12 protein-coding genes are annotated in these 15150 nt (G+C 44.1%); all 12 read left to right on the top strand.

Translation table 11 applies throughout. The annotated features are described in order from the left end of the window. Positions 1 to 20: 20 nt before the first annotated feature. The 12 genes from L1028_RS09900 (at position 21) to dnaJ (ending at position 15100) form a co-directional block, all read left to right on the top strand. On the top strand, positions 21 to 1826 hold the full coding sequence (locus L1028_RS09900) for a cache domain-containing sensor histidine kinase (RefSeq protein WP_234533357.1): 1806 nt from the start codon (positions 21 to 23) through the stop codon (positions 1824 to 1826). Continuing rightward, the gene (locus L1028_RS09895) at positions 1811 to 2578 is read left to right on the top strand and encodes a response regulator transcription factor (RefSeq protein WP_076299684.1); all 768 of its coding nucleotides are present in this window, start codon (positions 1811 to 1813) and stop codon (positions 2576 to 2578) included. Before L1028_RS09900 ends, L1028_RS09895 begins: the two co-directional genes overlap by 16 nt. Before the next feature lie 95 nt (positions 2579 to 2673). Then, complete coding sequence (locus tag L1028_RS09890; protein ID WP_234533355.1) at positions 2674 to 3978, top strand: ABC transporter substrate-binding protein; 1305 nt, start codon at positions 2674 to 2676, stop codon at positions 3976 to 3978. 95 nt (positions 3979 to 4073) lie between these two features. Next, the gene (locus tag L1028_RS09885) at positions 4074 to 4958 is read left to right on the top strand and encodes a carbohydrate ABC transporter permease (protein ID WP_234533353.1); all 885 of its coding nucleotides are present in this window, start codon (positions 4074 to 4076) and stop codon (positions 4956 to 4958) included. A 63-nt stretch (positions 4959 to 5021) separates the two neighbouring features. After that, positions 5022 to 5849, top strand: coding sequence for a carbohydrate ABC transporter permease (locus L1028_RS09880; protein ID WP_234533351.1), 828 nt, complete (start codon positions 5022 to 5024; stop codon positions 5847 to 5849). 19 nt (positions 5850 to 5868) lie between these two features. After that, positions 5869 to 8118, top strand: coding sequence for an FAD-dependent oxidoreductase (locus tag L1028_RS09875; RefSeq protein ID WP_234533349.1), 2250 nt, complete (start codon positions 5869 to 5871; stop codon positions 8116 to 8118). 101 nt (positions 8119 to 8219) lie between these two features. Continuing rightward, entirely contained in the window at positions 8220 to 9392 is a 1173-nt protein-coding gene (gene hemW / locus L1028_RS09870) for a radical SAM family heme chaperone HemW (RefSeq protein WP_234533346.1), read from the top strand. A 93-nt stretch (positions 9393 to 9485) separates the two neighbouring features. Then, positions 9486 to 9977 (top strand): N-acetyltransferase, encoded by a 492-nt coding sequence (locus tag L1028_RS09865; RefSeq protein ID WP_234533496.1) that lies wholly within the window; start codon positions 9486 to 9488, stop codon positions 9975 to 9977. Positions 9978 to 10081: 104 nt separating this feature from the next. Then, positions 10082 to 11113 (top strand): heat-inducible transcriptional repressor HrcA, encoded by a 1032-nt coding sequence (gene hrcA, locus L1028_RS09860; RefSeq protein WP_042191003.1) that lies wholly within the window; start codon positions 10082 to 10084, stop codon positions 11111 to 11113. A gap of 62 nt (positions 11114 to 11175) precedes the next feature. Next, entirely contained in the window at positions 11176 to 11757 is a 582-nt protein-coding gene (gene grpE, locus L1028_RS09855; RefSeq protein ID WP_234533344.1) for a nucleotide exchange factor GrpE, read from the top strand. Between the two features lie 116 nt (positions 11758 to 11873). Then, on the top strand, positions 11874 to 13721 hold the full coding sequence (gene dnaK / locus L1028_RS09850) for a molecular chaperone DnaK (protein ID WP_042130388.1): 1848 nt from the start codon (positions 11874 to 11876) through the stop codon (positions 13719 to 13721). A gap of 257 nt (positions 13722 to 13978) precedes the next feature. Next, positions 13979 to 15100, top strand: coding sequence for a molecular chaperone DnaJ (gene dnaJ, locus L1028_RS09845; RefSeq protein ID WP_234533342.1), 1122 nt, complete (start codon positions 13979 to 13981; stop codon positions 15098 to 15100). The last annotated feature ends 50 nt before the right edge of the window (positions 15101 to 15150 follow it).

Here is a 15150-nt window from a genome sequence, read left to right as displayed (position 1 = left end):
AAAGTAAGGGGAGTCCTCGTTTGAAACGATTATATTTGAGACTTACACCTAGTACCTTTAAGAATCGGATTTTGTTAGCTTTTTTACTATTGGTATTAACACCCATTGCCGTACTCGTTCTGTATAACTTCAAAGAAACAGAACAAATGCTGCAGGATAACGCGGAAACGAAGAACATGGAGCAGCTGATTGGCATTAAGAATGGTTTTGTCGATCTAATGAGTCTCGTTATGAAAACAGGGTTATTACTCGAACAGGATACGACGATCTTATCAATAATGAAGAATCCTGAGCAATCTGACGAAATCACGAGAAAAAAGCTCGTTGAAAGCAAGTTTGGAGCGATTGAAAATACATTCTTCATGAGTGGAGCGACGGTTTATTATACTTTAATCGACCTCCATGGAAACGCATACACTTCTTTTATGCCGAAGGATACTTTGAGCTATGACGAAATTCAATCAGAGGATTGGGTTCAAGCGTTGAAGCAAGAAGGGTCAAATCGATATATATGGAATCCGAATGACAGGAATAATGTTGTTCGGGAAAGTACAACAAGTAATAAAATGCTTAGTCTCTATGAGGTTATGCGTGACAATGCCTTGAATATTTACGCCTATGCAAGACTGAGTATCGATTACGAGGAGTGGTTCACTAGATCGGTCTTAGGGAGTAGACAGGAAGGGTCCTTTTTTCTGCTCGATGCCTCAGGGAGAGTGATGCTTAATCCGAATAGGGACGAGACCTTTTCTCCTGATATTGCGCAGAGTATTGTAAAGAGTACCAGCCAACAGCAGACAGCACGTGCTGCATCGATCATCGACCCGAAGGAGAAAAGCTTATACACGTACAGCTACATCGAAGAGTTAAATGGCTATGTCGTTAAAAAGGTACAGCTAGCACAGCTATTTCTTGAGGTAGACAAGCAGAAGCAGAGATTTTTTGGCGTATTTGGAGTTATTCTACTGCTATTCGTTCTGTTAACTTATTTCATATCATCAACGATTACAGTACCGCTTAAGAAGCTGCAGAAGAAGATGGAAATGACCGCTAAAACGAATCTTAAAATGAAATTACCCGAGCAAGGGCGGGGAGAAATTCTTGCGCTGACCCAGAGCTTCAATATAATGATTAATGATTTGAATGAGCTATTACAGCGTCTTCAGCTTGAAGAAAAACAGAAGCAATTCGTTCGATTTCAGGTGTTGCTCTCACAGATGAACCCGCATTTCCTACTAAATACATTGAATACGATAAAGAGCATCGCTTTAGATAAAGATGATGATGAAATTTATGAAATTTGTGTTGCACTAGGCAAAATATTGGAAACGACATTAAATACTGAAGTGGATTTAATCCTGTTAAAGGATGAGATCGTACTGATTGAATCGTACATGGAGATTCAGCGGCAACGCTTCGGACATGGGATTGAAATTCAATATGATATCAACGAGGAGCTACAATACGCATTAATCCCTAAATTCTGTCTTCAGCCCTTAATTGAAAATAGCTTGATTCACGGCTTCGGTCAGTCTGTGAAACAAGGGAGAATTGATATTTCCGCTAAGGTGACTGGACAACAGCTGTATCTGCAGGTTAAAGATAACGGCATGGGGATAGAAAGAGCACAGCTGAATAAGGCTACACGGAAACGTAAAGGAATCGGTGTTCAGAATATTAGGGAGAGCTTAGAACTGTTGTTCAAGAATCAACGGACAGGTATGGACATTGTGTCATCAGACACAGGAACTGAAGTGATTATCCATTGTCCACTTCTTATTTCAAAACCTTACGATGGAGGTAAGCTCATATGTGGAGAACGTTAATTGTGGATGATGAACAACCCGCGGTTAAAAGTATACGGAAGTTATTCTTAAAGGCTGGAATCCCTTTTGAAATTATAGGTGAGGCGGAGAATGGTGAAGTAGGCTTGCAGATGATTCGTGAGCTTCGACCTGATGTGGTAGTGACGGATATCAATATGCCAGTGATGGATGGGGTGAAGCTCCTTCAAGTTGCGCGAGAGGAAGGCTTCGACTGCCGATTTGTCATGTTGACCGCATTGAGTGAATTTGAATACGCCCGGCAAGCGCTCGTATTTGGAGCTTCGGACTACATTCTGAAGCTATCTTTAGATCTACAAGGTTTGAAGCAGACCATGGGTAAGGTTCATGCCGAGCTGGAGCGAATGGTGAAGATGAAGAAGGCTGATAAATGGTTTCCTGAGAAGCAGCAAACGGGACCGACAGATCATGTGGAGATGAATAAAATAATTGCTTATATTGAAGAGCATTATTCTGAGGATATCTCGCTCAAATCCATGTCAGAGTTGATACGAATGGATGCCAGTTATATAAGTGACTTATTCAAGAAAAAGACAGGGAAAACGTTGACGAATTATATTCAAGAGCGGCGTATTCAGGCTGGGAAAATGCTGCTTGCAGAGACGAAGCTAACGATTAGTGAGATTGGGCAGCAGGTGGGCTTTGAGAATGATAACTATTTTATTAAAATTTTCAAAAAGTGGTGTGGCGTCACGCCAAATGAATTCCGCAAAGAACCAAAAAACGTTCTATAGTTTCCCAAATGTAGTTCATCCCCCAGAATCCGCTCTGATGATAAAGTTATAGACGTAGAGCACAACACATAATCCTTCCAAGGGGGAAGATATCGATGAAGAAAAAGTGGTATCCTGCAGTGCTTTCTGTCTTATTAGCAGGTACGATGCTGGCTGGTTGTGGTAGTAGCGGAAGTAATGATGCGCAGGGCAGTACGAACGGTCAATCCACAAAGGAGAAAATAAAGCTTACCCTGTGGGGAGCAGTTCCAGCAGAAGCCGGACCTCAAACTGTAATTGATAACTGGAATAAAGAAAATCCAGATATTCAGGTCGAGTATATACGTTATGTAAATGATGATGCTGGAAACTTAAAGCTGGACACAGCGTTGATGACCAATCAAAACGCAGATCTTTATATGAACTACGATCTTCCCCATTTACAGAAGCGTGTAGATGCAGGCGTTGCTTTAGAACTAAGTGCAAAGACAGATTATGATATCGATAGCCAAATAGGTCAGGATGCGGCGTTGTGGAAAATCAATGATAAATACTATGGCATGCCAACGAAGAAGAATATGTCGTTCGTATGGTTAAACAAAGACATGCTGGATGCAGCAGACTTACCGATACCTGCAGTGGACTGGACTTGGTCGGATCTTGAGGAGTATGCGAAGAAGTTAACGAAGCCTGATGTGTACGGACTATTGCAGGCAGAATCCTCCTTCACAGCAACGATGGACGGTACGCTTGCTGGAATGGGTGTAAAACAGACGGATGGTACCTCGAATTTTGGTAATGATCTCTGGAAACAGCAATTGGAAATATTGCATAACATGATGTTCGTGGATAAATCTACACCTGAATATGGAGAGCAATTAACGAGTAAAATGCCAGTTGACACAATGTTCCTGCAAGGACAAACTGCAATGCTATCAGCGGGTGAGTTTATTTTCCGAAATGCGAACAATCTGAAGGATTATCCTCATGACTTCAAAACCGCGTTCGCTGCTATTCCAAGAGTGAATAAAGATCAAACCGACTATAAATACCCGGGCGGTGTGGGTGACGTTCTTTCTGTAAGCGCTAAGTCGAAAAACCAAGACGCAGCTTGGGAGTTCGCAAAATGGTATGCGGATGGCGGTATGCTGCCAATGGCAAGCGGTGGTCGTATTCCAGCCTCTAAGAGTGTAGACAGTAAGGAAGCGATGAGCCTTCTCTTGAAAGGTGTAGAGGACAAATATGATACAGATTCAATGAATAATATTGTATTCGGCAAATTCCCATCCTTCCAGCTAAATGTACCCCAGCAAGCCGTTGATGCACGTAAAGAAGAGTATGAAAAATACTTCTTAAATAAGCAAGATATTGATACCACAATGAAAAATATGCAAACCCGTTCGCAACAGTTATTGAAATAAGAAAATAGTTAGCACACACAAAAGAGAAGAAGGAAGATTTCTTCGTTCTTCTCTTTCGTGTACCCATTTTTCAGCATACGAAAGGCGGCGATACCGTGAAGCGGAGAAGCTGGATGGACAGACAAGGCTGGATCGGCATGACCTTTATTCTTCCGAATATGATTGGTATTCTCTTATTCTTTATTATCCCTGCAATCTATTCCTTTGTTCTCATGTTTACGAATTATCAATTTTCAAATCCGAATTGGCAATTTACTGGGCTGGATAATCTCAAACGGTTGTTCCATGACGATAATTTCTATGCCTCGATCAAATATACGGTGATATTCCTGATATCGGTTCCAGTATCGATGGTGCTCGCTTTTATTGTAGCGCTATTTCTAAACCGCAGTGTGTATCTTAAAGGCGTATTACGTGGAATGTTCTTCCTGCCGTATATCTCCAGTGGAGTAGCCGTTGCATTTGTCTGGATGCTGTTATTTCAGCCTTCACAGGGACCCATCAATGAAATGCTTCGCTGGATTGGCATTGCCTCACCGCCAGGATGGTTTGCGGATACGGAAACTGCGATGTATGCCATTGATATCGTACAAATCTGGCTGATGCTTGGCTACAATATGATCATATATTTAGCTGCACTACAGGAAATTTCGACTGAACAGCTGGAAGCTGCTCGGATCGATGGTGCAAGCACATTTAAAACAACATGGAAAATTGTATGGCCTCTTGTTAGTCCAACAACTTTCTTATTAATGATTACCGGATTAATTATGACAATGAAATCGTTCTCGATTATTCAAGCCATTACGGCTGGAGGTCCTAGCGGAAGTACGACGGTCTTATCACTATTCGTTTATAAAACAGCATTCAGTTATTACGATATGGGATACGCTTCAGCCATTTCATGGTTCTTGTTCGCCGTCATTCTCGTCATTACAGTCATTCAGTGGATCGGCCAAAAGCGCTGGGTTCATTACTAAATAATCCCACAAAGTGAAGCTTAGCGGGGGGCCCCGAAACCATAATTTAAAGGAGCAGGCGGTATGAATGAAAAAGCAGGAAACATGAAGGTGAAGCTGCCAGTAACGATCATCATGTTTATTCTAGGACTATTTATGATTGTGCCTTTCCTATGGATGCTCAGCACATCTTTTCAGACACCTGCCGAGGTGTTTAAGAATTGGCTGCCTTCATCTCTCAACTGGAGCAATCATATTCGGGTGTGGACAGGAAGTCATGATTTTGTTCCGTATTATTTAAATTCACTTAAGATTTCGATTATTGGAACTGTGGGGGCTGTGTTTCTGTCTGCCCTTGCCGCTTACGGATTTTCACGTACGTCGTTCAAAGGGCGAGATGGACTATTTGTCATATATCTATCCATGATGATGGTTCCACCTCAGGTGCTTTTTGTTCCAAAGTTTATCATGTTTAACTGGGTTGGGATTTACAATACGCATTGGGCGCTGATCCTACCAGCTATGTTCTCGATCTTCGGTGTATTTATGCTTCGGCAGTTCTTCATGAGCATTCCTAAGGAAATTACGGAATCTGCTTTTTTGGATGGTGCGGGGCATTATAAGATATTTTTCCGCTTAATTCTGCCATTAGCAAAGCCGGCAATAGCAACGTTTGCTATACTCGATTTCTCCTGGCAATGGAATGATTATGAGAATGCGCTTGTATTCTTGCAAAGTCCTAAACTATATACCATTCCGCTTGGATTGCAGAATTTTATTCTTGAGAACAATGTCGATTACAACGGGATGATGGCCGCTTCATCGGCTGCGATCATTCCAATGATTATTATCTTCTTCGTGGGTCAGAAATATATTATTCAAGGGATTTCAAGTTCGGCTGTAAAAGGCTAACTATAGGAGGGATACTAACATGAGAACAGAAACGGTTAAATCCGATGTAACAGTGGTCGGTGGTGGACTTGCAGGAATGAACGCGGCGATCGCTGCAGCGCGCCTTGGGTTAAAGGTAGCACTAGTGCAGAATCGCCCTGTACTTGGTGGTAACTCGAGTTCAGAGGTTCGGGTATGGGTATGTGGTGCAACAGGACATGGTGTAAATCGATATGCACGTGAGACGGGCATTATGGGTGAGTTATTCATCGAGAATCAATACCGGAACCCGGAGGGGAATCCATACTTATGGGATCTAACTTTGCTCGAAGCCGTGAAGGCAGAATCGAATATCAGTCTGTTCCTAAATACCGATGTACGCGAAGTGGAAGCGGAAGGTGAGGCAGAGGATCGGACGATTCGCAGTGTGATTGGTTGGATGATGGGATCTGAGCGGTTGATTACGTTCGAGAGTGAGGCGTTTATCGATTGTACGGGCGATGGTTTGGTTGGCTTCCTAGCAGGAGCTGATTTCCGATTAGGACGTGAAGCCCGCCATGAATTTAATGAGGAATGGGCACCTGAAGTGCCTGATAACATTACATTAGGCAGTACATTATTGTTTTATACACAGGATACAGGAAAACCGGTACGTTATGTTGCACCATCGTTTGCAAAGGATATTACAACAACATCGATCCCGATCCGTCGGGTCATTCGGAGTGGAGATTCAGGCTGTCACTACTGGTGGATTGAGTGGGGCGGTGAGCTTGATACGGTGGATGAGAATGAACGTATACGTGATGAGCTATCCTCTGTTATTTATGGGATTTGGGATTACATTAAAAACTCAGGTCATTTTGATGCCGAAAATATGACGCTGGAGTGGGTTGGCTCAATTCCGGGTAAACGTGAATACAGACGGTTTGTTGGCGATACGATTCTAACGCAAAATGATATTCTCGCGCAGCGTGAATTTGAAGACCGGATTGGATTCGGAGGTTGGTCGATTGATCTGCATCCACCGCAAGGGATGTACGCAGAAGAGAGCGGCTCGAAGCATCTGCATGCGGATGGGATCTATCATATTCCATTCAGTTCGCTCTATTCGAAAAATGTGCGAAACCTACTCTTCGCAGGTCGGAATATCAGCGCATCTCATGTGGCTTTTGGAACAACACGCGTCATGGCGACCTGTGCAATCATGGGTGAAGCGGCTGGAACGGGCGCAGCAATATCTGTCATCAAAGGAGTAACCCCTCGTGAAGTTCGCAAGCAGTATATGCATGAATTGCAACAGGTGATGTTAAAGCAAGATGCTTCGATTATTGGATTGCGTAACGAAGATCCGCTAGACCTCGCCAGAAAAAGCGAGATTCATGCATCCAGTACGATGAATGGTATATTGCTGGATCGTCCAGTTGAAGCTTATAAACTTTCTCATGATGTAGGAATTTTGTTCCCGGTTGAAGGGAATATCCGTGGGTTAAAGCTGCTTGTGTCAGCGAGTATTCAGTCAGAGCTGACCGTGGAGCTATGGACGACTGGACGTGCGGAAAATTACGTGCCGGCGGAGTGCGGACAGGTTAATGTTATAGCAGTACAAGCTGGAGAACAGCAATGGATTGACGTTCCGGTACAAGAGGAGCAATGGAGTTCAATCGGCGCAGGTAATATCTTCGCTATTATTCGAGCAAATGAGCATCTTCAATTGCATATCTCAGAAACCCCAATCACAGGTGTTATTACATTTGAGCGAGGCATTAAACCTGTAGTTGATTCAGCACTGGAGGATCATCAGCCAGATCAGCCGGTGATGGAGTGGAGCATGAAACAGCTTGTACGTAGGCATTTCTGCTTTGCAGTAGAAACATCCGCATATGCTGCATCCAAAGTCACTGACGGGTATGTTCGACCTTTTGCAGGGCCACATAGCTGGGTTTCTGAGCCGATGACTGCTGGTAGAACGGAATGGGTAGAGGCGCGTCTCCCGGATGCTGCTTCAGTCTCTGAAATTCATTTTACCTTTAACGATGATGTCAATGAAGATCTTATTAACTTACATCACCATGAAACGCCATTTCTAGTGATTCCTGAACTAGTAAAGGCTTATAATGTAGAGTTGCTTATTGATGGCGCGTGGCAAGTCATGTTCCGTGTCAAAGACAACCATCGCCGGAAGAACGTACATCGTTTAGAGAAGCCTGCCCTTACGGACGCTGTTCGGATCGTTATACATGAAACTAACGGTGGAGAACGTGCAGAACTCGTGGAAATGCGGATTTACTAATTTCTAAATGATCGCCCTTGGAGGGAAGCCGTCAGGCTTCCCTTTTCTTGTTTTTTAGATTACACTAGTCAAACGATATTTTTATATAAAGGAGACAGCTAATGACCACGAATACTAATGGCCGTCCCCCTGAGGCCGTATACATTCATATTCCTTTTTGTACCAATAAGTGCTTTTATTGTGATTTTAATTCCTATGTTCTCAAGGATCAGCCGGTTATGGATTATCTGGAGGCTTTGGATCGAGAAATGGAGCAGACCGTCAAGAACACCCCACCGGGTGTCATCAAAACGATCTTTGTCGGCGGTGGTACCCCAACAGTACTGAAGCCGGATGAGATGGCTTATTTTCTAAAATCAGTTCGGACACATTTCCCAAACTGGGATAAAGATATCGAGTTCTCTATGGAAGCAAATCCGGGAACTACGGATATAGATAAGTTGACGGTTATGAAAGAAGGCGGCGTGAATCGGGTGAGCTTTGGTGTTCAGGCGTTTCAGAACGAACTCCTAACGGGCATTGGCCGTATTCATAATGTTGACGATGTATACCGCAGCTTGGAGAATGCCCGTGCAGTCGGTCTTAACAACCTGTCGGTTGACCTTATGTTTGGTTTGCCGAACCAAACTGTAGAGATGCTGGGCGAAAGTATTCGTAAGGCGCTCGAGCTAGATTTACCCCACTATTCTATTTACAGCTTGAAGGTGGAGGAGAACACTCTTTTTCACACCCTATTTAATAAGAACAAACTTCCTCTTCCTAATGAAGAAGATGAACTGCAAATGTACCTCTTGTTGATGTCATCTATGAAGGAAGCGGGCTACAACCAATACGAAATCAGTAACTTCGCAAAACCAGGGATGGAGAGTCGTCACAATATCACTTACTGGCGTAATGAAGATTACTATGGTCTCGGAGCAGGTGCACATGGATATGTGGGTCGCCAGCGTCATATTAATGTGAAGGGTGTAAATCCTTATGTTGAAGCTACACGTAAAGGCCTGCCTCGATTAGACGCATATCCAATCACTGAAGCAGAAGCGATGGAGGACTTTATGATGGTTGGCCTGCGTATGCATGAAGGCGTCTCTAATGAGGCTTTTCAAGCACAATTTGGGCGTTCGATAGAGGATATATTTGCGAAATCCTTGCATAAGATGCTGCATGCGGGTCTACTTGAGCACGAAGAGGGAACTTACCGACTCAGCAAGCAAGGGATCCTTTTTGGGAACGATGTTTTCGCAGAATTTGTAGGTGCACTGACAGAAGTTTAATTTTAAAATACCCCTTGAATTGTAATTCACTCTGTTGTATATTTATTCATATTATCAACAGAGGGGTGAATTAAAGTGCTTGCCAAGACGGAAATGATCCGCCATTCGTCTCCAGCAGGAGACGCACAGGTGATTTGCAGAAATGCTGTGATAGAAGATGTTGAACCGTTGTATCTGATGATAGAAGAATACGCACAGCGCGGTATCATGTTGCCTCGTTCCAGGCAGGCGCTGACACGCCAAATCGATCAATTTGTTGTTGCCGAGATTGGTGGCAGATTCGTTGGCTGTGGTTCACTCTTCAGACTCGGGAATGATCTTGTAGAGATTCGCTCGATCGGTCTGAATGACGAAGGTAAGGGCAAAGGTGTCGGCTCTATGATTTTAGAGAAGCTGGTTGAGGAAGCCAGAAACCAGAAAATACCTAAGGTCATGGCACTAACCTACGCCGTAGATTTCTTTCTTAGAAATGGATTTGAAGTCGTCGAGAAAGAGATTTTTCCCGAAAAGGTATGGACAGATTGCGTGAATTGTAAAAAGCAGCATGCCTGCGATGAAATAGCAGTGCTTAAGATACTGAACTGACTTGACAATGTCAATGTCAGTTTGGTATTTTTGTATTAGTGGTTAGCACTCATCTGAGTCGAGTGCTAACGAATCGGAGCCAACAGCCGATAGGAGGGGATAACATGTTAACTGATCGCCAGAGAATGATACTAAATGCAATTGTAGATGATTATATTTCATCAGCAGAACCAGTAGGATCTCGCAGCATTTCTAAACGGGGGGATGTAGGGTATAGCCCTGCAACTATTCGAAATGAAATGGCTGACCTAGAGGATTTGGGTTATCTCGAGCAGCCTCATACATCGGCAGGGAGAATACCTTCCCATAAAGGATACCGATATTATGTGGATCATCTGGTACCGTGGAATTCCGCCGAAACGGCAGAGATGGGCACGATCCGCGCTTTTTTTGCCGAGAAGCTGAATGCGATGGAGCAGGTAATCCAACATGCGGCGATGATTCTTTCCAATATGACGAATTACACTTCCATCCTTCTGGGACCGGAGGTTTTTCATACATCATTGCGTCATTTTCAGTTGTTACCACTAGATGATAAAACCGCTGTAGCGATTATTGTTACAAGTACGGGGCAAGTTGAGAACCGTACGGTGAACATTCCACCGGAGATATCCGTTTCCGAGATGGAGAAAGTGGTTAACCTACTGAATAGTAAGCTGGTCAATGTACCACTCTATAAGCTGAAGACTCGGCTGTATTCCGAGCTTGGCGAGGAAATGCAGCGTCACATCTCACATTATGAAGAATTAATGCAAGTGCTAGACATTGCGCTGGAAAGTGATCAAGAGCAGCGTATCTATCTTAGTGGAGCCACGAATATGCTTACACAGCCTGAGTTCAAGGATGTTGACAAGGTGAAAAGCATTCTTGATCTGCTGGAAGAGACGCCTACATTGCTCAAAATGCTGGCCCCTACAACAGGCGGCACAGGTATCCAGGTCCGAATAGGGACGGAGAACAATCATGAAGCGTTCGCTAACTGCAGTCTGATCACCGCCACTTATTCTCTTGATGGGCAGGCACTGGGGAGTATTGGTATCCTTGGTCCGACACGAATGGAATATGCAAGAGTGATGGGGATCTTGGGCATTTTATCCCGAGATTTGACAGCGATGCTGGCACACTGGTATAAGTGAACAGAGTCAACATTGATTACGTGAATGATTTTAATGAATGATTTTAAGGAGGTGAAGACAACTTGAAAAAGGAACAAGTTCAAGATGCTAATGAATTCAAAGATGATTTGATAAATGAGGAACCTGAGGCTGATGTAGCTTCGGAAACCGACTCATTTACGGCAGAAGAAATTAGTGAAGGTGCTTCAGACACAGGTTCGGAGGTAAAACGTCTGCAGGATCTCGCCGATGAATATCAAGGACGTGCGCTGCGTGCGCAGGCTGATTTCGATAACTTCCGTCGTCGTACTCAGAAGGAGAAAGAAGAGTTGGCTCAATATGCCACCTCCAAGCTCGTGACTGAATTGCTTTCAGTACTGGACAATTTTGAGCGTGCTTTAGTAACTACTCCTAGCAGCACAGAATCCGAAGCTTTCGTGAAGGGTGTTAATATGATTTTCCGTCAGCTAGATGGGGTATTGAAGTCCGAGGGACTTACGGCTATGGAAACAGTAGGACAGCCTTTTAATCCTGAATACCATCAGGCTATTATGCAGGTGGAGAGCGAGGAGTACGAAGAGGGTATCGTAACGGAAGAGGTCCAAAAGGGATACCTCCTGAAAGATAGAGTCCTTCGTCCTGCTATGGTCAAAGTCAGCATGTAATCTGTATATATAGGACGGGCAGTATCTGTCCACCATCGGTACCAATCGAATTTTTTAAATATTTTATTATTTTAATGAGCGAATGCTCCATATACCTTTAGAGGAGGCAAATTATTGTGAGTAAAGTTATCGGTATTGACTTAGGAACCACGAACTCTTGCGTTGCCGTAATGGAAGGCGGCGAAGCCGTTGTAATTCCAAACCCAGAGGGCGCACGTACAACCCCTTCGGTGGTAGGTTTTAAGAAAGACGGCGAGCGTATCGTCGGTGAAACTGCTAAACGCCAAGCAATTACTAACCCTGATCGTACGATCAGCTCTGTTAAACGTCACATGGGTACTAACCATAAAGAAAGCATCGATGGTAAAGACTACTCTCCACAAGAAATTTCAGCAATGATTCTTCAAAAGCTGAAATCCGATGCAGAAGCATATCTTGGCCAAACTGTTACTCAAGCAGTTATCACAGTTCCTGCTTATTTCAATGACAGCCAACGTCAAGCTACTAAAGATGCAGGTAAAATTGCAGGCTTGGAAGTTTTGCGTATTGTGAATGAGCCAACAGCTGCAGCTTTGGCATATGGTCTGGAGAAATCCGAAGATCAAACCATCCTTGTCTATGACCTTGGTGGCGGTACGTTCGATGTATCTATCCTTGAACTGGGCGATGGATTCTTTGAAGTAAAAGCTACAAGCGGCGACAACAAACTTGGTGGCGATGACTTTGACCAAGTGGTTATGGATTATCTGGTATCCGAATTTAAGAAAGAGCAAGGCATTGATCTGAGCAAAGATAAATCTGCTGTACAACGTTTGAAAGATGCAGCTGAAAAAGCGAAGAAAGAATTGTCGGGCGTACTGACAACCACTATTTCTCTTCCGTTCATCACTGTAGTTGACGGAGTACCTCAGCATTTGGAGATCAACTTGACTCGTGCGAAGTTTGATGAGCTTACTGCTGGTCTAGTAGAACGTACTTTGGGACCAACTCGTCAAGCGTTGTCTGATGCTGGCATGACGCCTGCAGACCTTACCAGAATCGTTCTGGTTGGTGGTTCTACACGTATCCCTGCTGTACAAGATGCAATTAAGAAGCTTACAGGTAAAGATCCACACAAAGGTGTGAATCCGGATGAAGTTGTAGCTCTTGGTGCTGCTGTTCAAGCGGGTGTATTGACTGGTGATGTTAAGGACGTTGTATTGCTCGACGTAACTCCGCTTTCCCTCGGTATCGAAACTGCAGGTGGCGTGTTCACGAAAATGATCGAGCGTAACACTACGATTCCTACAAGTAAATCACAAGTATTCTCGACCTTTGCTGACAACCAACCTAGCGTTGAGATTCACGTGCTACAAGGTGAACGTCAAATGGCAAATGGCAACAAAACATTGGGACGCTTCATGCTGAACGAGATTCCACCAGCACCACGTGGCGTACCACAAATCGAAGTTTCTTTCGATATTGATGCCAACGGTATCGTGAATGTGTCTGCAACTGATAAAGGCACGAACAAGAGCCAAAAGATCACTATCACTTCTTCCAGCGGTCTGAGCGACGCAGAAGTAGAACAAATGATGAAGGATGCCGAGCTTCACGCTGAGGAAGACCGTAAGCGTAAAGAATTGGTAGAAGCGAAGAACAGCGCTGACCAACTCGTGTATTCTACTGAGAAAGTGATCAAAGATCTTGGTGATAAAGCTGATGCTTCCGAAGTTGAAAAAGCAAACGAAGCTAAAGATAAAGTGAAAGCAGCACTTGAAACTGACAATCTTGAAGAAATCAATGCAGCTACAGAAGCATTGACTGAGATTGTACAACAGTTGTCCATGAAGCTGTACGAACAAGCTGCTCAAGCAGAGCAAGGTGCTGAAGGTGGCGCTGGAGCTGCTGAAGGCGCTCCTAAGAAAGACAATGTAGTTGACGCTGATTATGAGGTTGTTGACGAAGATAAGAATCAAGGGTAACCTTAAACGATAAGTGTATAGGGCGTAACTGATAAATTCTTATATAGTTAAGAAGGGAAGGTCAAAACCGGGTCATCCCGTGTTTTGACTTTCCTTTTGTAATATCAGTTTGCACACTCTTCGCGAATGCGCCTTCTGATATTGTAAGAATAAACATCTGCTGGAACTGGATGGTCAGATCCTGGGGTTTTATCGTATAATGGTTTCTTTGACAGGTAATTAGGAATTTGAGTATGTAACGTACGGAGGTGAAAGCAGTGGCAGATAAACGCGATTATTATGAAGTGCTTGGCCTCAGTAGAGATGCTTCAGACGATGAGGTGAAGAAAGCGTACCGGAAATTGGCGCGCCAATATCACCCAGACGTGAATAAAGCAGATGATGCTGAAGCTAAGTTTAAAGAAGTAAAAGAAGCTTACGATGTTCTTAGCGACGGACAACAACGAGCTAGATATGACCAGTATGGCCATATTGATCCTAACCAAGGTATGGGCGGCTTCGGAGGCGGCGGTGGTGACTTCGGAGGTCTAGGTGATATCTTCGATATGTTCTTCGGAGGCGGTGGACGCCGTGATCCTAACGCACCACAGCGTGGTGGCGATTTGCAGTATACGATGACCATTGAATTCAAGGAAGCGGTATTCGGTAAAGAAACCGATATTACGATTCCACGTACGGAAACTTGCGATACCTGCTACGGCTCCGGGGCTAAACCGGGTACTAAACCAGAGACTTGTTCCACTTGTCATGGTAGTGGTCAGCAGGAATTCGTACAGAATACACCACTTGGACAGATGCGTAATCGTCGTCCATGTTCGCATTGCAGTGGTACAGGTAAGATTATTAAGGAAAAATGTACGACTTGTAGCGGACAGGGTAAAGTTAAAAAGCAGCGTAAGATTCATGTGCGTATCCCTGCCGGTGTCGATGATGGTGCGCAGCTGCGCATGACTGGCGAAGGCGAGGGCGGCTTACGCGGTGGTCCTGCTGGAGACTTGTATATTGTCATCCGTGTTAAATCGCATGATTTCTTCGTACGTGAGAACGATGATATTATGTGCGAGGTTCCACTTACGTTTGCACAGGCCGCACTTGGCGATGAGATTGAGATCCCTACCTTAACGGAAAAAGTGAAGCTGAAGATTCCTGCGGGAACACAGACCGGTACTTTCTTCCGCCTTAAAGGAAAAGGTGTTCCACGTCTACGCGGATCTGGCCAAGGTGACCAGCATGTTAGAGTCATCGTTGTGACACCTAGCAAGCTCAATGAAGAACAAAAAGATTTGTTACGCCAGTTCGCTGCTCTGAACGGAGAAAACACACATGAGCACGAGCAATCCTTCTTTGATCGTGTGAAGCGTGCGTTCCGCGGGGACTGATATTTCTAACTTCATTAATCCACTAATTGAATAAAAGCTGTTCCGATGCA

Source organism: Paenibacillus pseudetheri (assembly GCF_924513355.1).
GTDB lineage: Bacteria > Bacillota > Bacilli > Paenibacillales > Paenibacillaceae > Paenibacillus_AQ > Paenibacillus_AQ pseudetheri.
The sequence above is the reverse complement of the archived record's forward strand: the minus strand, read 5'-3'. Positions and strand labels throughout refer to the sequence as shown.